The sequence below is a fragment of the Caenispirillum salinarum genome (genome assembly GCF_044803115.1).
GTDB classification, from domain to species: domain Bacteria; phylum Pseudomonadota; class Alphaproteobacteria; order Rhodospirillales; family Rhodospirillaceae; genus Caenispirillum; species Caenispirillum salinarum_A.
Window position 1 is genome coordinate 3,718,853 of sequence record NZ_CP085224.1, and the last position, 23,591, is coordinate 3,742,443.

Annotated in this window: 21 protein-coding genes; 8 read left to right on the forward strand and 13 right to left on the reverse strand. The window is 67.7% G+C overall.

All coding sequences use genetic code 11. From position 1 onward, the window contains the following. Positions 1-113 precede the first annotated feature (113 nt). The 10 genes from cobD to LG334_RS17085 all read right to left on the reverse strand — a co-directional run bounded on the left by cobD (position 114) and on the right by LG334_RS17085 (position 11,134). A complete protein-coding gene (gene cobD / locus LG334_RS17040) occupies positions 114-1,124 on the reverse strand; it encodes a threonine-phosphate decarboxylase CobD (RefSeq protein WP_404379835.1) in 1,011 nt (336 codons plus the stop codon). 70 nt (positions 1,125-1,194) lie between these two features. Then, a complete protein-coding gene (locus LG334_RS17045) occupies positions 1,195-3,972 on the reverse strand; it encodes an ATP-binding protein (protein ID WP_404379836.1) in 2,778 nt (925 codons plus the stop codon). A gap of 9 nt (positions 3,973-3,981) precedes the next feature. After that, positions 3,982-4,335, reverse strand: coding sequence for a hypothetical protein (locus LG334_RS17050; protein ID WP_404379837.1), 354 nt, complete (start codon positions 4,333-4,335; stop codon positions 3,982-3,984). Between the two features lie 12 nt (positions 4,336-4,347). Further along, positions 4,348-4,746, reverse strand: coding sequence for a response regulator transcription factor (locus tag LG334_RS17055; RefSeq protein WP_404379838.1), 399 nt, complete (start codon positions 4,744-4,746; stop codon positions 4,348-4,350). A gap of 274 nt (positions 4,747-5,020) precedes the next feature. After that, positions 5,021-5,851 carry a universal stress protein gene (locus tag LG334_RS17060; RefSeq protein ID WP_404379839.1) on the reverse strand — a complete coding sequence of 277 codons (831 nt, stop codon included), beginning with the start codon at positions 5,849-5,851 and terminating at the stop codon, positions 5,021-5,023. A gap of 119 nt (positions 5,852-5,970) precedes the next feature. Beyond that, entirely contained in the window at positions 5,971-6,741 is a 771-nt protein-coding gene (locus tag LG334_RS17065; RefSeq protein WP_404379840.1) for an ABC transporter ATP-binding protein, read from the reverse strand. After that, positions 6,741-7,502 carry an ABC transporter ATP-binding protein gene (locus LG334_RS17070; RefSeq protein WP_404379841.1) on the reverse strand — a complete coding sequence of 254 codons (762 nt, stop codon included), beginning with the start codon at positions 7,500-7,502 and terminating at the stop codon, positions 6,741-6,743. The genes LG334_RS17065 and LG334_RS17070 overlap by 1 nt, the downstream gene beginning before the upstream one ends. Before the next feature lie 4 nt (positions 7,503-7,506). Continuing rightward, the gene (locus tag LG334_RS17075) at positions 7,507-8,670 is read right to left on the reverse strand and encodes a branched-chain amino acid ABC transporter permease (protein WP_404379842.1); all 1,164 of its coding nucleotides are present in this window, start codon (positions 8,668-8,670) and stop codon (positions 7,507-7,509) included. A 1-nt stretch (position 8,671) separates the two neighbouring features. Next, the gene (locus LG334_RS17080; RefSeq protein WP_404379843.1) at positions 8,672-9,688 is read right to left on the reverse strand and encodes a branched-chain amino acid ABC transporter permease; all 1,017 of its coding nucleotides are present in this window, start codon (positions 9,686-9,688) and stop codon (positions 8,672-8,674) included. 99 nt (positions 9,689-9,787) lie between these two features. Then, positions 9,788-11,134 carry a substrate-binding protein gene (locus LG334_RS17085; protein ID WP_404379844.1) on the reverse strand — a complete coding sequence of 449 codons (1,347 nt, stop codon included), beginning with the start codon at positions 11,132-11,134 and terminating at the stop codon, positions 9,788-9,790. Between the two features lie 212 nt (positions 11,135-11,346). Here LG334_RS17085 and LG334_RS17090 point away from each other — a divergent pair, with 212 nt between their 5' ends. Next, positions 11,347-12,999, forward strand: coding sequence for a helix-turn-helix domain-containing protein (locus LG334_RS17090; protein ID WP_404379845.1), 1,653 nt, complete (start codon positions 11,347-11,349; stop codon positions 12,997-12,999). Here LG334_RS17090 and LG334_RS17095 read toward each other — a convergent pair whose 3' ends face one another. Next, complete coding sequence (locus tag LG334_RS17095; RefSeq protein WP_404379846.1) at positions 13,000-13,722, reverse strand: inner membrane-spanning protein YciB; 723 nt, start codon at positions 13,720-13,722, stop codon at positions 13,000-13,002. It lies immediately after the preceding gene. 416 nt (positions 13,723-14,138) lie between these two features. Here LG334_RS17095 and LG334_RS17100 point away from each other — a divergent pair, with 416 nt between their 5' ends. The 3 genes from LG334_RS17100 (at position 14,139) to galE (ending at position 16,478) form a co-directional block, all read left to right on the forward strand. Further along, entirely contained in the window at positions 14,139-14,891 is a 753-nt protein-coding gene (locus tag LG334_RS17100) for a LuxR C-terminal-related transcriptional regulator (RefSeq protein WP_404379847.1), read from the forward strand. Between the two features lie 81 nt (positions 14,892-14,972). Next, entirely contained in the window at positions 14,973-15,332 is a 360-nt protein-coding gene (locus LG334_RS17105; RefSeq protein ID WP_404379848.1) for a hypothetical protein, read from the forward strand. Positions 15,333-15,488: 156 nt separating this feature from the next. Beyond that, entirely contained in the window at positions 15,489-16,478 is a 990-nt protein-coding gene (gene galE / locus LG334_RS17110) for a UDP-glucose 4-epimerase GalE (protein ID WP_404379849.1), read from the forward strand. A gap of 25 nt (positions 16,479-16,503) precedes the next feature. Here galE and LG334_RS17115 read toward each other — a convergent pair whose 3' ends face one another. Beyond that, positions 16,504-17,574: a glycosyltransferase family 4 protein gene (locus LG334_RS17115; protein WP_404379850.1), complete on the reverse strand. Its 1,071-nt coding sequence runs from the start codon at positions 17,572-17,574 to the stop codon at positions 16,504-16,506. Position 17,575: 1 nt separating this feature from the next. Then, the gene (locus LG334_RS17120) at positions 17,576-18,826 is read right to left on the reverse strand and encodes a glycosyltransferase (protein WP_404379851.1); all 1,251 of its coding nucleotides are present in this window, start codon (positions 18,824-18,826) and stop codon (positions 17,576-17,578) included. A gap of 307 nt (positions 18,827-19,133) precedes the next feature. On the opposite strand from LG334_RS17120, the gene LG334_RS17125 reads away from it, so the two are divergent. The 4 genes from LG334_RS17125 to LG334_RS17140 are packed head-to-tail and all read left to right on the forward strand — an operon-like array spanning position 19,134 to position 23,579. Beyond that, the gene (locus LG334_RS17125) at positions 19,134-20,066 is read left to right on the forward strand and encodes a sulfotransferase domain-containing protein (RefSeq protein WP_404379852.1); all 933 of its coding nucleotides are present in this window, start codon (positions 19,134-19,136) and stop codon (positions 20,064-20,066) included. Further along, the gene (locus LG334_RS17130) at positions 20,063-20,953 is read left to right on the forward strand and encodes an ABC transporter permease (protein ID WP_404379853.1); all 891 of its coding nucleotides are present in this window, start codon (positions 20,063-20,065) and stop codon (positions 20,951-20,953) included. The genes LG334_RS17125 and LG334_RS17130 overlap by 4 nt, the downstream gene beginning before the upstream one ends. 45 nt (positions 20,954-20,998) lie before the next feature. Then, positions 20,999-22,333 (forward strand): ABC transporter ATP-binding protein, encoded by a 1,335-nt coding sequence (locus tag LG334_RS17135; protein ID WP_404379854.1) that lies wholly within the window; start codon positions 20,999-21,001, stop codon positions 22,331-22,333. 25 nt (positions 22,334-22,358) lie between these two features. After that, a complete protein-coding gene (locus LG334_RS17140) occupies positions 22,359-23,579 on the forward strand; it encodes a glycosyltransferase family 61 protein (protein WP_404379855.1) in 1,221 nt (406 codons plus the stop codon). Positions 23,580-23,591 lie beyond the last annotated feature (12 nt).

Below are 23,591 nucleotides of genomic sequence, written 5' to 3' on the forward strand. Positions count from 1 at the left end.
TTGAAAGGTCATGCAATAAAGCCGCAGCGCTATGCTCAGGAAAGACCTTCCGGGCGCCATGCCAATCATTCGGTACAATTGCCCGACATTACGGCCATATTGGCAGCAGAGGCTTACACCATTGCCTCGGCCAGCCGCGCCAGCCCGGCATCGTCCGCCGGCAGGCCCAGCCGCAGCCAACGGGGTGCATAGGCGAAGGGCCGCGCCAGGATGCCAGCCCGCGCCAGCCGCTCGAACCGGGCCGCGGCGTCGGACGTCTCGATCAGGCGGAAGAGGTCGGTGCCGCCCGCAATCGTCAGCCCGGCCGCGGCGAGAACGCCGTCAAGCGCCCGGCGGCGCTCCGCCAGCCACGCCCGCGTCGCGTCTTGCCATGCCGGGTCGCCCAGCGCCGCCGCGCCCACCGCCAGCGCCGGACCGGCCACCGCCCAGGGCCCCAGATTGGCGGCCAGGGCTGCGGCGACGTCCTCGGCGGTCACCGCGAACCCCAGCCGCAGCCCCGCCAGCCCATAGAACTTGCCCGGCGACCGCAGGATGACCAGCCCCGGCCCACCGGCCCGGCCGCACAGCGAGACCTCGGGCGCCACGTCGGCAAAAGCCTCGTCCACCACCAGCCAGCCGCCGCGCCGTGCCTGACCCTCCGCCAGGGCCAGCAGGGCATCGGAATCATGGCGGCGTCCGTCGGGATTGTTGGGGTTGACCACCACCACGACGTCCGGCGCGCCGGCATCGTCCGGCGCCGGCGGATCGGAAAGGTCCTCGACCGCGTGCCCGGCCCGCGCCCAGGCGGTGGCGTGCTCGCCGTAGGTGGGACCCACGATGCCCACGCGCCCGCGCGGACGCAACAGCGGCAGCCACTGTATCAGCGCCTGCGTCCCCGGCGCGGGCACCACCGCCGCGTCCTTCGCCACGCCATAGGCCGCCCGCGCCGCCTCCACCAGCGCCGCGTCCTCGGCCGCCTCGGGCAGGCGCGTCCAGGCGTCGGCGGGAATGGGCGGCACCGGATAGGGCCGCGGGTTGATGCCCGTCGACAGGTCCAGCCACTCGGCACGGGGCCGCCCGGTCGCGGCGACGGCGGCCGACAGGTTGCCGCCATGGTGGCGGAAGACGGAAAAGGGATCGCTCATGCCGTCTTGATAGCAGATTTGCCGCCGCCGTCCATGCCGTCCGCACCCTCCGCGCCCGTGGTCGAAGCGCCTACTGCGCCGCCTGGCCGGGCTCGGACTGGCGCGGCTCCATCCCGCTGCGGGGCAGGATGAGGCGGAACAGCGCGCCGCCCTGCGGCGAGGCTTCGACCCAGATGTGGCCGCCGAAGTGCTCGATGATCTGGCGCGAGATGGCGAGCCCCAACCCCGTGCCGCCGCCGGGCCGTCCGCCCTCGGCCTCCGGCACCTGGACGAAGCGGTCGAACACCTGCTCGCGCCGGTCGGGCGGGATGCCCGGACCGTTGTCGGCGACCGAGACGCGCCAGTCATCCCGGCCGCATTCCGCCTTGACCGCCACCTGGCCGCTCTGCGGCGGGGCGTACTTGGCGGCGTTGGACAGCAGGTTGACGAAAACCTGCGTCAGCCGGTCGCGGTCGGCGTGGACCGGCGCCACCTCGGTGTCGCCCTTGATTTCCAGGCTCAGTCCGATGCGGCGCTCGGTATAGAGGGCGTTGACAACGCCGCAGGCGTGTTCCAGCGCCTCGCGCACCGACACCGGCGCCATGTTCCAGTCGCCGTGCCCGGCCTGGAGGCGGGCCAGGTCGAGAAGCTGATCGATGAGGCGCGTCAGCCGCTCGCTTTCGCGCATGATGATGCCCAGGAAGCGTTCCACCTCCTCGCGCGTCAGGTCCGGGTTGTCGGTCAGGATTTCCGAGAAGCTGCGGATGGACGTCAGCGGCGTGCGCAGCTCGTGGCTGACGGTCGAGAGGAACTCGTCCTTCAGCCGGTCCAGTTCCTGCAGCCGGCGGTTGGCCTCGCGCAGTTCGGCGGTGGTGCGCTCCAACTCGCGCGATTTCTGCTCCAGGCGCTGGCTGTATTCGATGACCTGGCTGGTTTCCTCCAGGATCTTCAGCACCTCGTTCAGCGACACCATGTCGCCCTTGGCGACCGAGGCCACCATCACCCGCGCCGAGGCCGCGCCGATGGAGCCCGCAAGCTCCTGCTCCACCGCCGTCACCAGGGCCGGATCGGCGTCGGTGAGCGAGCGGATGCTGCGCGCGCCCATGCGCTTGGCGTGCTGGCGGAACAGGCGGTAGGCGACCGTGTGGCCCAGGAACCGTTGGGTGAGCGCATAGAGGTCCTTCACCGTCGCGGCGCGGCGCCACATGTGCGGGGTGGCGGTGTCGCGGCGGCGGAAGATGTCGACGAAGACCGTCGCCTGCACGCGCTCCAGCGGCCCCTGCTTGCCGAACACCGAGACGCCGACGAAGGCGCCGATGTTGAAAAGCCAGCTCCAGAACAGGGCATGGGCCAGCGGGTCCAGCCCCTCCAGCCCGAACAGCGCCTCGGGCCGCAGCAACGCGATGCCCCACGGCCCGGCCTGGACGACCTCGGGCCCGATCCAGTCCGCCGAGGCCATGCTGGGCAGCACCAGCGTGTAGGCCCACATGGCGAAACCCGCCAGCAGGCCCGCATGGGCGCCGGCGCGGGTGGCATTCTTCCAGAACAGCCCGCCCAGCATGGCTGGCGCCAGCTGCGCCGTCGCCGAGAACGAGATCAGGCCGATGGAGGCCAGTGCCCCGGTGCCGCCAGTGGCGCGGTAATAGCCGTAGCCCATCAGCAGCAGCGCCACGATGGAGGCGCGGCGGATGAACAGCAGCAAGCCGGTCAGGTCGCCGCGGCTGGTCAGCCGCAACCACTTCAGCCGCAGCAGGAGGGGCATGACCAGGTCGTTGGAGATCATGATGGACAGGCTGATGGCGGCCACGATCACCATGCCGGTGGCGCTCGACAGTCCGCCCAGGAAGGCGATGAGCGCCAGCACCTGGTTGCCCTGCGACAGCGGCACGGTCAGGACGAAGCTGTCCGCCTCCGCCCCCGACGGCAGATGGATCAGGCCGGCCACCGCGATCGGCAGCACGAACAGGCTGATGACCGCCAGGTACAGCGGGAAGGCCCAGGCGGCCGTGGAGACATGCCGTTCGTCCACGTTCTCCACGGCCGTCACCTGGAACTGGCGCGGCAGGCAGATGACGGCGACCATGGCCAGCAGAAGCATGGTCACCCAGCGGTCGGTCGCCGTCGCACCGGACAGGGCGTAGAGCTGGGCGGCGTCGGGCACGCGCTCCGCCGCCAGGGCGAACAGGTCGGCGAAGCCGTCGTGCATGATGAACACCACGAACAGCCCGACGGCCAGGAAGGCCAGCAGCTTCACCAGGCTCTCGAAGGCGATGGCCGCCACCACTCCCTCGTGGTGTTCCGAGGCATCGATGTGGCGGGTGCCGAACAGGATGGCGAAGACCGCCATGGCGACCGCCACCCAGAACGCCGTGTCCGCCGGCACCGCCGCCGGCGGCGGGCTGGGGGCGCCGACGATGGCGTGAAACCCCACCAGCGCGGTGTAGCTGGTCGCCACCGCCTTCAGCTGCAGGGCGATGTAGGGCATGGTGCCGACCATGGCGATCACCGTCACCAGCCCCGACAGCCGCGGCGACTTGCCGTAGCGCGACGATATGAAGTCGGCGATGGAGGTCACGCGGTGGGTGCGGGTGATGCGCACGATCTTGCGCAGCACGAACCACCAGGCCAGGAACATCAGCGTCGGGCCCAGGTAGATCGTCAGGAACTCCGGCCCCTTGCGCGCTGCCGTGCCGACGGCGCCGTAGAAGGTCCAGGACGTGCAGTAGACCGCGATGGACAACGTGTAGACCATCGGGTTGCGGATGACGCTGCGCCCCTGCTCCGCCCGCCGGTCGCCCCACCAGGCGATGGCGAACAGAAGCCCCACATACATCAGCGAGGCGATGACGATGAGCCAGGGGGCGACCATGAGCGGACCTTAGCGCGCCCCGCCGCCGGCGGGAAGATCGTCGTCGGGTCCGGGACCGGCCGCCTCCCCCGCGCCGGCGCGCCCGGTGCCGGACGGCGCGCGCCCGGCCAGACTGGCGGCGGCCTCTGCGGCCTCGGCGGCGCGGGTGGCGTTGTCCAGGCGGCGGGCCAGGACCGCGTTGAACCCGATCAGTCCGCCCCAGACAACGAAGATGTAGACGTAGAACAGCGGCGCGCCAAACGCCTCCACCCGGTGGTCGACCACCAGCAGGAACGGCGGCAGAAGCAGCACGAATCCCAAAATCACCAGCAGCACCGCCCGCTCGCGCAGGCCCTGGAGCCTCGGCTGCGGGGCGGCGGTCATGGCGTCACCTCATCAGGCCGACGCGCCGTGCGCGGCCGGCCCGGGCTCCAGCAGGGCGCGCACCCGGGCGACCACGTCGCGGGTGGAGAAGGGTTTGAGGATGTAGTCGTCGACGCCGAGGTCCAGCCCCTTGCGCCGGTCGACATCCTTGCCCTTGGCCGTCAGCATGACGATCCGCACCTTGTCCAAGGCGGGATTGGCGCGCACCGCACGGGCCACGGCAAAGCCGTCGCAGCCCGGCATCATGATGTCGAGAAGCAGAAGGTCAGGCACCGTGCCCGCCTCCAGCAGGTCCAGCGCCTCGCGCCCGTCATGCGCCAGGCGCACGTCGTAACCCTGGCGGTTCATGAGAAACCGCAAGGACTCGCCGATATTCCGCTCGTCTTCCGCGACGAGAACCGAAATCGCCACTTGTCACCTCCCCAGGCTGCGGACCAGCGGCGTTTGGTTTTTTCGTTCTGACGTCGTTGCGTCTGCCGCGATCCACCACGTTCATGGTCGTGGTTCATCGAAGGCCACCCCCGCCTTCGAGACAGTCCAAGGGTAACGCCGCCGAGGGATCGTGTCACCCCTCGGCGTTCGGGAAAACAACACATGGTCGTGCGACCCACAAGATACGCGCGCAGGCGGTAGAGGAGGAAGATCAACGGTACTCCATTGCCGCGTTTGGCCCGGTGGCGGGCCGTCAGTGGCTGAGCAGGGTCGGCACCGTGGTCTGTTTCAGCAGGCCGCGGGTGACGCCGCCACGCAGCACGGCGGGGAACCCGTAGTGGCCGTAGCCGCCCAGCACCAGCAGGTCGCAGCCGTAGTCGGTGATCCGCGAAACCAGCAGGTTTGCGACCGACATGTCGCTGCTCTTGGGTTCGCGCAGCAGCTTGGGCTCGATGCCGTGGACCTTCAGGTGGTGCATCAGGCGGCCCTGCAGTTCCTCGAAGGGCTTGGTCATTTCCTTGGGCGGCTGCACCGTCAGAAGGCGCACCTCCTCCGCGCCAGAAATGAGCGGCATTCCGTCGTTCAGTGCCCGCGTCGCCTCGCGCGTGCCGTTCCATCCCACCAGAACGCGCCTGCCGATGTCGTAGAACAGTCCGGCGTAGGGAATGACCAGCACCGGCCGGGCGCTGTCGAGGATGACGTGGTCCACCAGGTCCTCGGGCGTCTCTCCCAGCATGTTGTGGGGATCGTGCTGGCCGATCACCGCCAGGTCGGCGTTGCGCGCGGCCTCGGTGGTTTCCTCGATGACCGTCGCCGCCGAACCCAGGTTGGCCACGTCGGCATTGAAACGGACGTCCGCCTCGCGGGCGCGCTGGGCGAATTTGTCGACCACCCAGCCGCCGACGGCCGCCGTGGTCTTCGGCAGCCCTTCGGGAATGCCGTAGTCGGGAATGACGCCGTCGACCTGTGAAAAGACCGCCGTGACATGCGCCCCGAAGCGCTGCGCCATGACCAGCGTGGGCACCACCCGCTTCTCGCAGTGCTCGCTGCTGTCCAGATGCACGAAAATGTGCCGGTAGCTCATGCCACCACCCCCCTGTCCTTTTAGTAAATTCATCGCCCCCTCAGCGACGACGGGCCCGCCTCCGTTTTTCGGAAGCGGGCCCGTCGCCTTGGCGGTCGGCGTCGTCCGCCTGTTCCGGATCAGATCGCCAGGTAGTCGTGGCGAAGCTGCTCGTTCTCCAGAACCTCCTGCGCGTCGCCGTCGAAGACCACCTCGCCCATGTCCATGATGATGGCACGGTCCGAGATGTGCAGCGCCGCGACCGCGTTCTGCTCGACGATGATCGTGGTGATGCCGAGCTTCTTGATGTTTTCCAGCGTCCTCTCGATTTCCTGCACGATCACCGGGGCAAGACCTTCATAGGGCTCGTCCAGCAGCAGCAACTTGATGTCGCGGGCCAGCGCGCGGCCGATGGCAAGCATCTGCTGCTCGCCGCCCGACAGGGTCACGCCTTCCTGGTTGCGCCGCTCGCCCAGGCGGGGGAACAGCTCGTAGATGCGTTCCACCGACCAGCCGATGGGCGGCTCGATCTGGGCAAGGATCAGGTTCTCCTCGACCGTCAGGCCGGGAATGATGCGCCGGTCCTCGGGCACCAGGCCGATGCCGTTCTTGGCGGCCTGGTGGGCCTGCATGTCGTGCAGGGGCTGGTGGTCGAGCCAGATTTCCCCGTGCTTCAGTTCGGGGTTGTCCAGCCGGGCCAGCGTGCGCAGCGTCGACGTCTTGCCGGCGCCGTTGCGGCCCAGCAGGGCGAGGATCTCGCCCTCGCGGATGTCGAAGCTCACCCCCTGCACGATGTAGCTCTCGCCGTAGTAGGCGTGGATGTCGTACACGGAGAAGAACGCCGGCGCGGTCCCCTTGGCCCGGATGGGCGCGACGCCCGGGGCCTTTCGTTCCTTGGTGTCGATAGCCATTAGATGTGCGCCCCTCCGAGATAGGCTTCCTGCACGACCGGGTTGCCCTTCACCTCATGCGGCGGACCGGAGCAGATGATGGCACCCTGGGCGAGCACGCTGATGTGGTCGGCGAGCGAGAACACGACGTGCATGTCGTGCTCGATGATGACCTTGGTCATGCCGCGGGCCTTGATGCGCTGAAGGATTTCAATGGTCCGGTTGGTGTCGGCGCGCGACATGCCGGCCGTCGGTTCGTCCAGAAGCAGGAGCTTGGGATTCTGGACCAGGCTCATGGCCATTTCCAGGCGCCGCTTGTCGCCGCGCGACAGGTCGGAGGCCGGGCGGTTCATCTGGTCGTGCAGGCCCAGGTCCAGCATCACCTCCTCGGCCTGCTCGCGGATGTCCTTCTCGCCGAACAGGCTGCGGAAGAAGTTGAACTTCACCGGCCCTTCCTTGCTGGCGAACGCCGGGATCATGACGTTCTGCAACAACGTCAGGTCGGGGAATATCTCGGGCGTCTGGAACACGCGCACCACGCCCGCCTGGTTGATCTCGTGCGGCTGCATGCCCGTGATGGACCGGCCGTTGAAGATCACCGAGCCGGTGTCGGGCGCCAGACGGCCGATGATGGTGTTCAGAAGGGTCGACTTGCCGGCACCGTTGGGACCGATGATGGCGTGGATCTTTCCTTCCTCGACCTGGAGGTTGATGTTGTTGAGCGCCTTCAGGCCGCCGAAGCTCTTGTGGACGTCGGAAACGTCGAGAACGATGTTGTCCATGATCTTATCCCTCGGCCGAGTGTGCGGGGCCGCCGGTGCGGGCGGAGCCCTTGCCGCCGCGGTGGCGCGCGGTGCGCTTGGCCAGGCCCGTCAGGCGCCGGATGCCTTCCATGATGCCGCCGGGCAGGAAGATGACGACCGCCATGAACAGGGCGCCCAGCGTCAGGTGCCAGCCCTCGCCCACGAAGGGCGCGACGATGAACGTCAGGAAGTCGTTCAGGAAGTCGGGCAGGAACGAGAAGGCGCTGTGCAGCACGGTGTCGTTGATGGACGAGAAGATGTTCTCGAAGTACTTGATGAGTCCGGCGCCCAGCAACGGGCCCACCAGGGTGCCGGCACCGCCCAGGATGGTCATCAGCACCACCTCGCCCGAGGCCGTCCACTGCATGCGCTCGGCCCCGGCCAGCGGGTCGGTCACGGCCAGCAGGCTGCCGGCCAGGCCGGCGTACATGCCCGAGATCACGAACACCAGCAGCAGGTGCGGACGGGTGTTGTAGCCCGTGTACATCATGCGGTTCTGGTTGGACTTGATGGCGCGCAGCTTCAGGCCGAAGGGCGACTTGAAGATCCGCAGCGACAGGAAGAACGCCAGGATCAGCACGACGGCGCAGAAGTAGAATCCGGGCCAGCCGCTCATTTCCAGGCCGAACAGGTTGGTGGACGGCAGGGCATCGGACCTTACGGCGCCGAAGGCGAAGTCAAGAACGCGCGGGTCGGCCTGCTCCAGTTGCAGGCCCGTCTCGCCGTTGGTGATGGGGGTGAGCACCGAATAGGCCATGTTGTAGGACATCTGCGCGAGCGCCAGCGTCAGGATCGAGAAGTAGATGCCCGACCGCCGCAGCGAGACGAAACCGATCAGCACGGCGAACAGGCCCGCGACGAGGATCGAGAAGACAATCGCCGGCAGCACGTTCATGGAGATCAGCTTGAACGCCCAGACGGCGGTGTAGGAGCCCACGCCCAGGAAGGCGGCGTGGCCGAACGACAGGTAGCCGGTCAGGCCGAACAGCAGGTTGAAGCCCACCGCGAAGATGCCGTAGATGGCGAGCTTCTGCAAAAGGTCGGGATAGGAGGCGCCGAACGGCGCCGTCCACAGCGGCATGGTGAGGATGATGGCGGTGAAGATCGCCATGATCATCCAGTCCTTGCGGGGCGATTCCATAAGCATGTTAAGCCTCCATCACCCCTTTGCGGCCCATCAGGCCACGCGGCCGGACAAGCAGAATGACAACCGCGACGAGGTAAATGATGATCTGGTCAATACCGGGCAGCACGTCCTTGACGATGCTCATGGACGCGAAGGACTGAAGAATGCCCAGCAGAAACCCGGCGGCGACGGCCCCCGGCAGAGACCCCATGCCGCCGACGACGACGACCACGAAGGACAGCACCAGGAAGTCCATGCCCATGTGGTAGTCGGGCGGCAGGATCGGCGTGTACATCACGCCGGCCAGACCTGCGACCACGGCGGCGATGCCGAAGACCAGGGTGAAGCGCCTCTGGATGTCGATGCCCAGAAGGCCGACGGTTTCCCGGTCCGCCATGCCGGCACGCACCACCATGCCGTAGGTGGTCAGGTTCAGGAAGGCGAACACCGCGCCGACGATGACCAGCGTGAACAACAGGTACAGCAGGCGCCACCAGGGATAGACCACCGCCTCGCCCAGGCCGAACACCGCGCCGACGGCGGCACTGCCCGACACCGCGTCGGGGGCCGAGATGGGCACCGGGTTGGCGCCGAACCAGGCCTTGATAAGCTCCTGCAGCACGATCGCCAGGCCGAAGGTCACCAGGATCTGCTCGGCATGGGTGCGCTTGTAGAAGTACTGGATCAGCCCGCGCTCCATAACGAAGCCGACGAGCAGCATCACCGGAATGGCGAGCAGGATGGAGATCGGCACCACATAGTCGATGATGGCGAGCCCCGTGTCCCCCAGCCACAGTTCCAGGTAAGGCGTCTCCTTGTACGCCTCGAAGAACGTGACGCTCTCGTCCCTGACCTGCTTCGAGATCGTCAGAAGGTTCTGGAGAGCGACGGCGACGAACGCGCCCAGCATGAACAGCGCGCCGTGGGCGAAGTTCACGACACCGAGCGTGCCGAAGACGAGGGTCAGACCAAGGGCGATGAGCGCATAGGCCCCGCCCTTGTCCAGACCGTTGAGGATCTGAAGAAGGAATGCGTCCATGGATCCCGAGCTTTCGCGAGTAATTGGGTACGGCAACGCCGGCCGCCGCGACCGCGACGGCCGGCGCTCTTCAAGCCGTGATCGGACCGAAGGTCTGCCTTAGACCTTGTAGGGGCCCAGCTCGCCGCCGAAGATCGACGGGTCGTACATCACCTGCTCGCGCGGCACCTGCTTGACCACCTTCAGCAGGTCGAACTGGCTGGACGGGTTTTCGTTACCCTCCACGACCAGGACTTCCTTGAAGCACTGGTGGTCGGCACCGCGATAAAGCGTCGGGCCGTTGCCGGCGCCGTCGAACTCGAAGTCCTCCAGCGCCTTGATGACCTCGGGCGGATAGAAGGTGCCCGCGCGCTCCACGGCGTCGGCGTACAGCAGGGTCTGGACGTAGCAGGTGTGGGCGGCCTGCGACGGCGGGAAGCCGTATTCCTGGCCGAAGGACTTGGTGAAGGCCTTGGAGCCCTCGTCTTCCAGCGACCAGTGCCAGTTGGTGGAGCCCACGATGCCCTGCACGTTCTCGCCGGCACCCTGCGCCATCAGGCGGGAGTACAGCGGCACGACGATCTGGAAGTCCTTGCCGTTGACCTGCTTGTCGCGCAGGCCGAACTGCACCGCCTGGGTCAGCGAGTTGACCATGTCCTTGCCGTAGTGGTTCAGGATCAGGACGTCCGCGCCCGAGTTCAGCACCGGGGTGATGTACTGCGAGAAGTCGCCGGCGCCCAGCGGGGTGCGCACCGCGTTCACCGTCTCCCAGCCCAGGGCCTCGGTGGTGTTCTTGATGGACTCTTCCTGGGTCCAGCCCCAGGTGTAGTCGGCGGTCAGGTGATAGGCGCGGCGTTCGGTGCCCATGCGCTCCTTCAGCACCGGGCCCAGCGCGGCGCCGGACATGTAGGCGTTGAAGAAGTGGCGGAAGCCGTAGCGGCGCTTGTCCTTGCCGGTGGTGTCGTTGGAGTGCGTCAGGCCGGACATGAAGACCACGCCCATCTCCTGCGCCAGCGACTGCTGCGCGATGGCCACGCCCGAGGACGAGCCGCCGGAGAACATGATGACGCCGTCCTTCTCGATCATGCGCTTGGCGGCGGCGCGGGCGGCGTCGGATTTGGTCTGGGTGTCACCCGTGACGTAGTCGACCTTCTTGCCCAGGATGCCGTTGCCCTGCAGGGCCAGCGGCTTCATGGTGTTGAGCATGCCGCCGTCGCCCTCGCCGTTGATGTGCTTGACGGCCAGCTGGTAGGCGCGCAGCTCGTCGGCGCCCTCGTCGGCGTAGGCGCCGGTCTGCGGCACGTTGAAGCCCAGCGTGACGGTGGCGCTGTTCTTCGGATCGTTGCGGAAGGCTTCACCCGCCGCGAAGGCGTTGCGCGTGAACAGATGCGGGGTCGCCAGCGCGGCGCCGGCGAAAGCGGACGTCTTCAAAAGCCCACGACGAGTGAAATGGAACGTGTCCGACATATGTCGGGTCCTCCCTTGTTGGACGTTTGCGACGACCGGGGTTATTGGCGACGCCCGGGCCGTCAGCGGAATGAAAGCTTTTCGCTCTTTTTTATTCCCGGGAAGTATGTGAGGGGGGTCAACAGGGGTCAATCAACGCTCGCAAGGGATGATAAATTTTGTAAAAATGCCCGTATTGCAGCGCCGCAATCTGTGAAAATGTGAAGAACGCCATGACCCGCATCCCCGCGTCCCCGCCCGCAGCACCGCCCGTTTCCGCCGCCGACCGCAAGGCGCCGCTCATCGGCCACCGCATCCGCTCCAGCCGCCGGGCGCGCGGCATGACGCAGGTGGCCCTGGCCGAGGCCGCGGGCATTTCCCCCGCCTACCTGAACATGATCGAGCACAACAAGCGGCCCATCGCCGGCGCCCTTCTGCTGCGCCTGGCGGAGGCGCTGGGGCTGCCGTCGTCGGACCTGACGGGGCAGGAGGAAAGCCGCATGCTGTCGCAGTTGCGGGCAGCGGCGGCCGAGCCTCTGTTCCGCGACCACGACCTTGACCTGGACGCCATGCCGGCGGTGATGGGCGTGGCGCCCGATCTGCTGCGCGCCTTCGCCACCCTGCACGCCGCCTACCGCCGCAACGAGGAAAAGGTCCACGCCTTGTCCGAACACGTGGAGGCCCTGTCGGAGCGCGTCAGCCAGGACCCGTACCTGGCGCAGACCAGCCACCGGATTCTCACTCACATCACGTCGATCCGTTCGTTCGCCGAGATCCTGCGCGACTACGGCGACCTGGACGAGACGGAGCGGCAGACCTTCGTGCAGACGCTGGTGGGCGACAGCCGGCAGCTCACCGAGATCGCCACCGAGATGTTCAGCTTCCTCACCAGCGGCAGCGGCGACACGGCCGGAAGCTCGCCGGCGCAGGAGGTCGACGAGCTGTTCTACGAGCACGGCAACCACTTCCCCGCCCTTGAGGATGCCGCCGACGCCTCGCGCGGGGACATCGACCGCTCGGGCGGTCTGCTGCTGGCCGACCTTCTGCGCCACCTGGAGGAGCGGCACGGCGTCACCGTGCGCCGCGTGGTGCCGGGCGCCGCCGCAGCGGCGCCGGCGGCCTGGGACCCGGAGTCGCGCGCGCTGCAGCTGTCCCGCGCCCTGCCCACGGCAACGGCGCGGTTTCTCACCGCCCGCCTCGTCGGCCGCCTGGAAGCCGCCGACGTGGTCGACCGCCACCTGGACACCGGCCTGCTGACCACGGAAGACGCGCGCGACCAGGCGCGCGAGGCCCTGGCCGGCTATTACGCGGCGGCGCTCATGTTCCCCTACGATGCGGTTCTGGAGGCCGCCTTCGAGTTGCGGTACGACGTCGAGCTTCTGCAACAGCGTTTCGCCGCAAGCTGGGAGCAGATGTGCCAGCGCCTCACAACCCTGCGCCGGCCGGGGCAGGAGGGCATTCCGCTGCACTTCCTGCGCACCGACATCGCCGGCAACATCTCGAAGCGCTTTTCCGCCTCCGGCCTGCAATTGCCGCGTTACGGCGGCGCCTGCCCGCGCTGGGCCATCCATGAGGCGCTGCTGACGCCGGGTCGGGTGACGACGCAGCTTGTCGCCCTGCCCGACGGCGGCAGCTACCTGCTCGTCGCCCGCACCGTGGAGAAGACCACCGGCGGCTACCGGGCGCCGCGCAGCGTCTATTCCGTGATGATCGGCTGCGACACCGCGTTCGCGCCGTCGATGGTCTATTGCGACGGCCAAGCACTGGGCGACGCGGCTTCGCAGGTGCCCGTCGGCGTCTCCTGCCGTCAGTGCCCGCGCGAGGACTGCCGCCAGCGCGCGCAGCCCGCCGCCACGCCGCCGCAGTGGGCGACGACCGGCGGGTGATCAGTCCTCGGAACAGGCGTGACGGCGGAGGTGACGGTAGGCCAACCAGAAGGCCAGGGCGTCGAGCGCCGGGATGGCGAAGGCCTTGAAGCCCGCCCAGGCTTCGGTGCTGACGGTGCGCCAGACGATTTCGTTGGTGACGGAAAGCCCCAGCAGGAACAGGACGATGCCGATCGTCACCCGCCGCCATGCCGCGGGCTCGGCCTCTGTGCCCGCGCCCAGCACGCTGCGCAACAGCAGGTGTCCGCGCATCAGGCCGCCGGCCAGGACAAGCGCTGCGACGGCATTGATGATGGTCGGCCGCATCTTGATGAAGCGGCCTTCTTCCATGATCAGGGTGGCGCCACCCAGTACGCCGGTCAGGGCCAGGCTTGCGAACGGCACAACCGGCACCCGGCGCCCGCGCGACCAACTCACGGCGGTGGAGAGCACGCCGGCGACCAGCAGGACTATGGTGCCCGCAAAGATATCGTAGAACCGAACCGTCAGGAAAAACGCGATGGCCGGACCCAGTTCCAGCGCGATTCGCTCGACCGTTGCGCCAAGACGCCAGGACGATGCCCGCCCGCCGCCGGACCGCCCGTCGGCGGGACCGGTGCGGGCACGACCGGTGGGCGTGGGAGCGTCTGGCGGGTCGTGCATCCCGAAGCAACGCGGTCGCGCTTCGCCGGGCTGCCGCGGGCCTCGCCGCCCCGCGCGGGCGGCTTTCGGCGTGATGTCCACCGAAAGGTCACAGTGCCACGCGGCGAGAAAGGCGCATACTCGCCCATAATATGCCGAAAGCGATGCGACCAAAGGGGTGGTTATGACGTTCGTCATAGCGCCTGGACGCGCCTCAGGCGTAAGAACACTGCGGAGTCGCGCGGGCAACGGTGGAGGCAAGTTAAAGGGTCGGGAGCGTGGCATCGCCGGCTGATCGATCGGAGCAGCCCTGGTCGAATTACCAGCCTCGGGCACCTCCATCCAGTCGCGACAAAGGAAACTGTAAAAATGTTCGACAATCCAATTTGTAAATTTCTCCGACGTACTTCGCGAGTGTGAATGGACCGTAAGCCGAAATAACGGATGTGCCGCCGCAAGCGTGATTTACGCTTAAGGCATGGAAGACCTAGCGTAAGGTGCGATGGATGTTGAAATGGATGAACCAGATGGCCGAGAGGGACGACAGCGGCGCGGGCAAGGACGGGCAGGACGGGACCCAGCAGTGGCCCCGGGCGCTGCTCTGCCTTGTGGCGCGAGAAGACCTTGGCGTTCTCGGTGAGCTGGTGGCCGAAGTCAAGCACGCCCCCCTGTACTTCCTGGATCGCCCGGCGGACCTTCTGGCCGCGCGGCGCGAGGGGGCGGTCCTGATCGCCTCGGCCAGCCGCGTCGCCAACGAACCCTGGTCCAACGCCATCGCGCAGGTGCGCCGCACGGGACGACTGCCCACGGTCTTCCTGACTCGGGCCGACCAGATGATCGAGATCGCGCCCTACGCCGATCTCATCGACAACCTGATCTTCCTGGAACTGCCCCCGCGCCGCCTGGGCAAGGCCCTGACCATGGCGCTGGACGGCTTCGTCACGCTGCCCGGACGCACGCGGGCGACGCTGGCCGTCGACGCCGTCCGCCAGGAGCGCCTGCACCGCCTGGACGACATGGAGCAGGAGGTCATCGGCCTGATCGCCGAGGGCATGACCAACGAACAGATCGCCCGGCGCCTGAACATGGGCGAGCCGCAGGTCAAGCGAACCGTCAAGCGCATCCTGGATCACCTGGGCCTGCGCAACCGCACCGAGGCCGCCGTCTTCTACCACTGCGCCGAGGGATCCTTCCGCACCGGCGACCTGCCGCCCCAGCCGGGCCCCGAGGGCGAAGGCCCGCACCCGGAAAACAACAGCGAAGCGCCGTAGCGCGCCGCCCTCACGCCGCGGCGCCGGTCCTCGGCGCGTCCTCCGAGACGAGATTGAGGTTCAAGGAGCAAGGAGTCGAGCATGGCCGAGCCGTCCAACACGGCGTTCTTCATCGTGGGGGCCGGTCGGTCGGGAACCAATTTCCTGCGCAGCCGAAGGGACTGGCGCACGGCGCACCACGCCCGCACCCTGACGCCCGTCTCCGCAGACAGCATCGAGAAATGGCGGGACCAACTGGCCCCCGGCGAGGTCGCCCTCATTGAAGTCCGGTGCGCCGAGGGCATGCGAGCCGCAGGCCACGATTTCGCCACCTGCACTGGCCGTCTGCTCGGCGGCATGGGCGTCCGCGCCGGAGAAACGGTGGAGAGCGTCGCGCGGGCCCTCGAAAGGCGGCTTGGCGTCGACCGCCTGTTCGACAACCGGCAACGCGCCGAATCCTGAGCCGCCCGGCCCCCACTTTCAATGGCGTCAGAACTCCTTTTCATCATCCAAAATCGAAACAATAAAATCAATGCAATCACCTCCAAAACGCCAGAACATTGCGTTTTATTTCCCAGAATTTTCTTAGAATACATCTAGTTTCTGCGAGGAGGCGGCATGCAGTCTGTATTGGTCATTGGCGGCGCCGGCTATGTCGGCAGCCACGCCTGCAAGGCTCTGGCAGCGCACGGATTTTGCCCCGTCGTCTACGATAACCTGTCGACGGGCCACCGCTGGGCGGTGCGCTGGGGACCGCTGATCCAGGGGGATCTGTCCGACCGCGGCTGTCTCGATGCCGCCTTTGCCAAAACGCGTCCTGTGGCCGTCATGCAGTTCGCTGCCTCCATCGAAGTCGGGCTGTCCATGCGCGACCCGGCCGCCTTCTACGCCAACAATCTGGTCAACACGCTAACGCTGTTGAACGCGATGCGGGCGGCGGCCGTCCCCCTACTGGTGTTCTCCTCCACCGCTGCCGTTTACGGCATGCCGACCCGCACCCCCATCGACGAGCAGCATACAACCATCCCGGTCAACCCTTACGGCGAGTCCAAGCTGGCGGTCGAGCGGGCATTGCATTGGCACGACGCTGCCTACGGCATGCGGTATGCGGCGCTACGCTATTTTAATGCCGCTGGCGCCGATCCGGACGGCCTCATCGGCGAAGCGCACGAGCCGGAAACCCACCTCATCCCGCTGATTCTGCGGGCTCAGGCGCCGGACGCGAAACCGCTGAAGGTGTTCGGTAACGACTATGACACCGTCGACGGCACGGCCGTCCGCGACTACATCCATGTCTCCGACCTAGCCGAGGCCCATGTCGCAGCCCTCCGCCACCTGCTCGGCGGTGGCGCGTCGTTGACCGTCAACCTGGGAACTGGCCACGGCTGGTCCATCCGGCATGTGATCGATACCGTCGAGCGGGTCACCGGCCGCCTGGTCCACCACCAGATCGCGCCGCGTCGCGCCGGCGACCCGCCAGTACTGGTTGCGGATTCCTCCCGCGCCGCTCGCCTTTTGGGCTGGCAGCCAAGGCTGTCGGGGCTGGAGGACATCGTCCGCACTGCCCACGCGTGGCACGCCGGCGAGGTCGCGAAAGCCGTCATTTAGCCTGGGGAGTGAGGCCAGGCGACCCTCAGCCGGCGACGCTGCCAGCTTCCGCCTTGCCCGGCACGAGTTCGGCGTAGACGTCCATCACCTGACGCGCCACCGCCGTCCACGAGTAGGCCTCCACCTCGCACCGCACCGCCGCACGCGGCGCTCGAACGGCAAGGAGGGCACCGATGGCGCGGCTCAGGGCGCGTTTGTCCGTCGGCTCCACCTCCATCAGCATGCCACGGCTCGGCGCGACATCCATGCCATGCCGCGTGGTCATAACGGCAGGCGTTCCGCAAGCCATGGCCTCTAGGACGCAGAGCGGCATTACCTCGGAAAGACTGGGCAACGCCAGTATCGAGGCCGCCGCATAGGCCGAAGGCAGCATAGGGTCGTCGTATACCAGTTCGCCAAGGTAGCGCACGCGGTCGCCGCCCGCGGCGAGACACTCTCTGAGGTAGTCCCGATGCTCACGCGCAACGCGGCCGAACATCACATAGTCTACCTCGGCGTCCAGCATCGCCAGCGCACGGATGACGGCAAGCTGGTTCTTGTAGGGCGAGATGCTGGCTGCCGTGATGAGGAAGGGACGGGGCGCCCCGTGGGCGCGTTCAAAAAGGTCGGGCGAGGCCTTAAAAAACCGCTCCGGCACCCCATTGGGAATGACGCGCAGACGCTCGGCGGGGACCTCGTACCCGTCAACCAGCATGTCACGCTCCCGCCGCCCCAGCGCAACGACGCGGTCGGCGCCATGCAGGGCTGTCATGACCTGCCGGTAACTGGTGGTCGACGCCCAGTCGGTCAGCCGCCCGGCCAGAGCGGCGGCGGTCCGGGCACGGCGGGCATCCGCTCGGCCGAAGGGCGGGTGCAGCACGGAGGACAGCACCACGGGCACGCCGGCGTCGTTGCAGGCCTCGATGATCCGCTCGTTGCCGTTGATGGCGCCGAACAGGTGGATGACGTCGAAGTCCGTCAGCGCCTGCGTCCACGGGTTCATGAAATCGGCATCGGCGCCCAGCGCGCGCAGGGCGGCCAGCGTCTCGCGCACCTGCACCTGAAGGCCGCCGGTGCGCTGGAACAGCATGGGATAGCTTAAGAGCCCGATCCGCATGTCAGGCCCCCTTCCCGCGAGGCGCGACGGCGGCGGCGGACGGAGCGGCGGGGTTCAGAACCTCGGCGTAGAAGCGGGTGATGCGGGCCAGCCAGGCGTCGCGGCTGTACCGCATTACCGCCGCCTCGCGTCCCGCCTGCCCCAGGCGGGCCCGGGCGTCGGCACCGCTTTCCAGGATGTCGATGACGGTGCGCGCGATGGCTGCGGGGTCACCGAAAGGCACCAGCGCGCCCGCCTTGGTGCCGCGAATGACCTCCTCGGTCCCCGGCACGCGGGTCCCCACCACAGGCACGCCGCAGGCCATGGCCTCTGCTATGACGCTACTGAAGCCCTCGTTGCGGCTGATGACCAGGTGCAGGTCCATGGCGCAGTACAGCGCCTCTACTGCCTGCGTGAACGGGATGATCACCACGGCCTCGCCAAGGCCCGTGCGGGTGATCTCCTCGCGCACCTGGGTCTCCAGGTGACCGGAGCCCACCAGAACCAGGCGGGCCTCCGGCAGCCGGCGGCGCACGCGGCGGAAGATGTCGAGAAGCTCCAGCGGCCGCTTCTGGTCCGCCAGCCGCCCGACGCTGCCCACCACCGGCACATGGCCCGGAATGCCCAGCGACTTGCGGGCGCGCAGACGCTGGGTCGGGGACGGCACGAAACGGTCGGTATCGACGCCGTTGTGGATAACGGTGCGGCGGGCGTCGTCCGGTATCCAGGGATCGAACGTGGCCGCGAAGGAGTCCAGGGCGGCCCCGGACACGCCGTACAGCGCCCTCACCGACCGGAACGCCGTCGGCAGATGCAGGCGGTGCCAGCGCGTCAACGGCCAGGGCGTGAACGAATTGCGTATGCTCGCCACCGCCGGCAGTCCGGCTCGGCCGGCCGCCCACAGGTGGTCGATGCCCTGGTCGGTCCAGGAAAAGAACACATGCACCAGATCCGGCGCAAAGCGGGCCAGCCCCGTCTCGGGCCGCGTCGCCGCCTGCCATCGCGCCCGGAAGCGGTGGTGGTAGTCGCTCAGGACGCGGGCCGGTTCGTGATGCTCCAGCGGCACGTCCAGGTCGCGCAGCCGGTCGGCCATGCGGTCGCGGCCGGAAAAGTCCGCGACGGCCACGGTGACGCGGTGGCCCATGTCGCGCAGGGCGCGGGCCTCGTCGATCATCCGCATCTCCATGCCGCCGAACTGGCCGGAGTCCGACGTCAGCAGAACATGGCGCGGCGGCGGACGGCAGGTGGTGTCGAGGGGTGTCTGGACGGTCATGGCCTCCCACCAGCGAGGGTTCCGGTGCGGCGTGCGCGGGCGTCGTCAGGGCTGACCACTATAGGCCAGCCGCCCGATGCGGGTCTTGGGCGAGCATGTTGTACGCCGCCGGGCTTATGCCCGCCGCCGCGCCACGGCAGAAGAGGTCGCCCAGCCGGACGACGCGGCGCCGGGCGTATCCTCATGTGCCCCGCTTTCGCCCCTAAAGGTGGATTGTGGGAGTGCGGCCCCATCGCCCAATCTTCAGCCAGCGAGGCCGCCCGTCGTGGCGGCGCCGACAACGAGTGTCGCCAGAAGAGAGGACCTGATGCTGGTGAGCAACCTGCGGACCATCCGTGACCGCCTGCTGAAGGCGCGGCCCGACTTTCTCGTGATCGGTACGCAAAAGGCGGGCACCACCTCGCTTTTCCATTACCTGCAGGCCCATCCCGACATACGCCCCTGCCGGCACCGCAAGGAGCTGCACTTTTTCGACCTGTACTATGACCGGGGGCTGGATTGGTACCTGTCTCATTTCCCCTACCGCCACCAGCGGAACGGCAAGCTCTGGTTCGAGGCCACGCCGGATTATCTGTGCCACGCCGAGGTAACGGCAGACCGCATCCGCCGCGACCTGGCCCCCCTGAAGCTGGTAGTGGTGCTGCGCAACCCGGTGGAGCGGGCATTCTCCGCCTGGAAGATGTGGCATGGCTTTCTGGATGTGCCAGAGCAGCGCCACCGCGCCGATCCGCGCCCCTTCGCCCGTGCGATCGCCCAGGAGATGGCGGCCCCCGATAAAGCTTCCACACGCCCGTTCTATTACCTTGCCCACGGTCGCTACGCCCAGCAGCTCACGCATTATTACAAGCAGTTCGACCGCAAAGACATCCTGGTGCTCGATCATGCGGACATGGAACGTGACCTGCACGGATTGCTGGGTCACTTGTGCCGTTTCCTCGGCCTCGCGCCCCTGCCGCGCCCGGTGACGGAAGGCCTTGGCAGGACGCGCTATTGGGCGAGCCCGGCGCGAACGGCGACAGCCGAAGACCGAGAGGCGCTTCAACGGCTGGCCGCCTACTACGGGCCGCACGACGAGGCCCTGCGGCTCCTGCTGGGCCGTACGTTTTCCTGGATGACACCGGCGCCAACGGCAAGCAATGCATCCCTCACCCGGGCTCCGACCAACACGCCGCCACCGCCCGACGCAATCTCCAGCAGCGGCGCTTTCGGCCTGACCACGCACGAGAAGGGTCTCCAATGACCGAGCACGCAGCACCGAACCCGACGGTCCTCAACCCGGCGCCGGCGTCGGCCCAGGCGGCCGGCGAACCGGCCACGGTGGTGGTCGAACCCCGGTCGGGCTGGCGCCTCATCGACCTGAGGGAGATGCGCGATTACACCGACCTGTTCCTCTTTCTGGTCTGGCGGGCGATCAAGGTTCGCTACGCACAAAGCGCCATCGGCATCGGTTGGGTTCTGGTGCAGCCGCTCGCCAGCATGGTGGTGTTCACGCTGATCTTCGGCGGCCTCGTGGGCGTGTCTTCCGACGGCCAGCCCTATGCCCTGTTTGCCTTCGTTGCGCTGGTGCCGTGGACCTACTTCTCCAACGCCCTGACGCAGGCCACCCAGAGCCTGAGCAACGACACGGCGCTGATCAGCAAGATCTACTTTCCCCGCATGATCCTGCCCATGGCGATGGTGACGGCGCGGCTGGTGGATTTCTTCATCGCCCTCGTCATCATGGCGGTAATTCTGCTGGCCTTCGGGCAGGTGCCCAACGCCGGCATTCTGATGCTGCCGCCGCTGATCCTAATGATGGTCATGACCGCCGGCGGGCTGGGCCTTTGGCTGACGGCGCTGTCCATCCAGTACCGCGACGTCAACCACGCTTCATCCTTCGCCGTGCAGCTTCTGATGTATGCCAGCCCCGTGGTCTATCCCGCGAGCCTGGTGCCCGAACACCTGCAACTGGCCTATGCCCTCAACCCAATGGTGGGCGTGATCGAGGGCTTCCGGGCCGCGCTTCTGGGCAGCCGCGCCATGCCCTGGGACATGATCGGCGTGGGCGCGGCCGTCGCCGCATTCCTGGCCGTCAGCGGCATGTTCTATTTCCGCCGCAAGGAGCACGTCTTCGCCGACGTCGCATGACCGGCGGGCTCCGGCGCCCTGTTCACCGACCGAAGGACCCCCCGCATGTCCGACATCGCCATCAAGGTTGAATCCCTGGGAAAGGCCTACCGCCTGGGAACCCGCGAGGCGCGCCCCGACACGCTGGTTTCCGCCGCGGCATCCGTTGTGACGGCGCCGTGGCGCAACTTCCGGCGCCTGCGGCGTCTGGACACCTTTGCCACCGACCGAACCTCCGACGACATTCTCTGGGCGCTGCGCGACGTCTCCTTCGAGGTGCGCGAGGGCGAGGTGCTCGGCTTCGTCGGGCGCAACGGCGCCGGCAAGTCGACGCTTCTAAAGATGCTTTCCCGCATCGTTGAGCCCACGGAGGGCCGGGCCACCCTGCGCGGACGCATCTCCAGCCTGCTGGAGGTGGGGACCGGCTTCCATCCCGAACTGACGGGCCGCGAGAACGTCTACATGAACGGCACCATCCTCGGCATGAAGAAGCGCGAGATCGACCGCAAGTTCGACGAGATCGTCGACTTCTCGGGCATCGAGCGGTTCCTGGACACGCCGATCAAGCGCTATTCCTCTGGCATGAAGGTGCGGCTGGCCTTCTCGGTCGCCGCCCACCTGGAACCCGAGTTGCTGATCGTCGACGAGGTGCTTGCCGTCGGCGACGCCGAGTTTCAGCGCAAATGCCTGGGCAAGATGCAGGACGTCGCTGGCACCGGCCGCACGGTGCTGTTCGTCAGCCACAACATGGGTGCGGTGCAGGCCCTGTGCAGCCGCGCCATCGCCCTGCGCCAGGGCCGCATGATCGACGACGGCGACCCACAGACCATCATCGGCGACTACCTGGCCTCCATGCGGGACTCCAGCCAGTGTGGGTTCAGCATCGACAACCCCCACCGCCAGACCAAGGGTGACGCCGTCATCACCGACGGCCGCCTGCTGAATGCCGCTGGACAGGAAGCGTCGGACTTCACCGCCGGCGAGCCCATGACCATCGAGCTTGACTACGCCAATCCGCGCGGTCGCGAGCCGCTGGAGATATTCGCCACCCTGCGCGACGCCGGGTCGAATACGCCGCTGGTGCACCTCAAGCCCGACTACGTCGACCAGCGCCTTGGCACCGGACGCAGCGGCACCTTCCGCTGCACCATCCCGCGGCTGCCGCTGGCATTGGGCGATTACCGCATCGGCGTCATGCTGAAGGCCGACCGGAAGATTTCCGACCACATCCCTAACGCAATGCTGTTCTCGGTGCAGACATCAATTTTCTACGCAGCCGGACGTACGCCGACAACGCAGCTTGGGTATTTCCTCACCGACCAGGTGTGGGAGGAAGTTGTCAACGAGGCGCTCCGGCCGTCGCGCGAGCGCGAAGATCCCGCGCGGGCTCCTGTGAATTGACTGCCGCATGAACGAAGGATCGAACATGCAAAGCACTCATGGTGCGCTGCGCCGCCACCTGTGGACCGCGCTGGCCCCCGCCGGCGCCGCTGCGGTTCAGCACGGGCTGCCGCCGGCTTGGCTCGGGCACCGCTGGGTGCGCCACGAGTCCCTGCCCGCCTTCTGCGAACACCGGGCGGGCAGCCGCCACGTCATCGCCGCGCGCACCATCCACCCCGAGCGCACCGAAATCCATCCGCTGCCGCGCAACGTCGCCCGACGCGACGACCTGCCGGCGGATCGCGGGTGGTGGGGCTACTCCTTCCATGACGTGCCGGCGCGGCCCAGCGGCGCCACCATGATGGCGACACTGCGCGACTGCACTGTCGCCTGGTTCAACGACGAAACGCGCAGCGGCGACTGGTATCCGGGCATCCTCGCCGGAGACGGCACGGCGCTGCACATGCGCGAGATCCGCTTCCACCCCCGCCACGGCGACGTGCTGCGCCACGGTGGACCGCCGCAACGCATGCGGCGGGCGACATGGTTCGCCGAGCGGGTCTACCACAACCACTCGCACTGGCTGACGGCGCACTTGCCGAAGCTTCTGCTGCTGCGTGACCTGGGGCTTCTGGGCGAGGTCCTCCTGCCGCCCCGGCGCACGCCGGTCATTGACCAGTCGCTGCGGCTTCTAGGCCTGGAACCCGGCGACTTCCCCACCTGGGAGCCGGACCGGCCGCTGCGGGTCGACGAACTGACCGTGGTGCAGACCGACCGCTTCCGCCCAGACCTGGTGCGTCAGGTTCCGCGGGCCTACGGCATTCTCCAGGCGCCGCCGCCGTATCGCCGCGTCTTCATCAGCCGCGCCGGCGCCACCCGCCGCCGGCTCCTCAACGAGGACGCCCTATGGCCCATGCTGCGCGACGCGGGATTCGAGCGCGTGCGCATGGAGGATTTGGACTTTTCCGCGCAGGTCAGGCTGATGAGCGAGACGGCGGTCCTGTGCGCGCCGCACGGAGCCGGACTGACCAACATGATGTTTTGCCCGCCCGGCACGGCGGTGGTGGAACTGGCCGACCTGTCTTTCCCCAACCCCAACTTCTATGCACTGGCCGCGGCGCTGGGGCATGACTACTGGATCCTGCCCGCGCAGGGCCACGGCGACGTTCACCCGCTGGACAAGGACCTGAGCGCAGATCTGGAGGCGGTCGCCGCCACCCTGCCCCGCTGGGCGCCGCGTACGCCCGCCGCCGGCCCCAACGCCTGAGCCGAGGCCGCC

Bases quoted from the DNA above. Each gene is read 5' to 3' on its own strand.
- cobD (WP_404379835.1), bottom strand. From the start codon at position 1,124: ATGAGCGATCCCTTTTCCGTCTTCCGCCACCATGGCGGCAACCTGTCG.
- galE (WP_404379849.1), top strand. From the start codon at position 15,489: ATGCAGTCTGTATTGGTCATTGGCGGCGCCGGCTATGTCGGCAGCCAC.
- LG334_RS17060 (WP_404379839.1), bottom strand. From the start codon at position 5,851: ATGAGCTACCGGCACATTTTCGTGCATCTGGACAGCAGCGAGCACTGC.
- LG334_RS17130 (WP_404379853.1), top strand. From the start codon at position 20,063: ATGACCGAGCACGCAGCACCGAACCCGACGGTCCTCAACCCGGCGCCG.
- LG334_RS17115 (WP_404379850.1), bottom strand. From the start codon at position 17,574: ATGCGGATCGGGCTCTTAAGCTATCCCATGCTGTTCCAGCGCACCGGC.
- LG334_RS17085 (WP_404379844.1), bottom strand. From the start codon at position 11,134: ATGTCGGACACGTTCCATTTCACTCGTCGTGGGCTTTTGAAGACGTCC.
- LG334_RS17135 (WP_404379854.1), top strand. From the start codon at position 20,999: ATGTCCGACATCGCCATCAAGGTTGAATCCCTGGGAAAGGCCTACCGC.
- LG334_RS17140 (WP_404379855.1), top strand. From the start codon at position 22,359: ATGCAAAGCACTCATGGTGCGCTGCGCCGCCACCTGTGGACCGCGCTG.
- LG334_RS17075 (WP_404379842.1), bottom strand. From the start codon at position 8,670: ATGCTTATGGAATCGCCCCGCAAGGACTGGATGATCATGGCGATCTTC.
- LG334_RS17045 (WP_404379836.1), bottom strand. From the start codon at position 3,972: ATGGTCGCCCCCTGGCTCATCGTCATCGCCTCGCTGATGTATGTGGGG.
- LG334_RS17105 (WP_404379848.1), top strand. From the start codon at position 14,973: ATGGCCGAGCCGTCCAACACGGCGTTCTTCATCGTGGGGGCCGGTCGG.
- LG334_RS17125 (WP_404379852.1), top strand. From the start codon at position 19,134: ATGCTGGTGAGCAACCTGCGGACCATCCGTGACCGCCTGCTGAAGGCG.
- LG334_RS17070 (WP_404379841.1), bottom strand. From the start codon at position 7,502: ATGGACAACATCGTTCTCGACGTTTCCGACGTCCACAAGAGCTTCGGC.
- LG334_RS17050 (WP_404379837.1), bottom strand. From the start codon at position 4,335: ATGACCGCCGCCCCGCAGCCGAGGCTCCAGGGCCTGCGCGAGCGGGCG.
- LG334_RS17090 (WP_404379845.1), top strand. From the start codon at position 11,347: ATGACCCGCATCCCCGCGTCCCCGCCCGCAGCACCGCCCGTTTCCGCC.
- LG334_RS17065 (WP_404379840.1), bottom strand. From the start codon at position 6,741: ATGGCTATCGACACCAAGGAACGAAAGGCCCCGGGCGTCGCGCCCATC.
- LG334_RS17080 (WP_404379843.1), bottom strand. From the start codon at position 9,688: ATGGACGCATTCCTTCTTCAGATCCTCAACGGTCTGGACAAGGGCGGG.
- LG334_RS17100 (WP_404379847.1), top strand. From the start codon at position 14,139: ATGAACCAGATGGCCGAGAGGGACGACAGCGGCGCGGGCAAGGACGGG.
- LG334_RS17120 (WP_404379851.1), bottom strand. From the start codon at position 18,826: ATGACCGTCCAGACACCCCTCGACACCACCTGCCGTCCGCCGCCGCGC.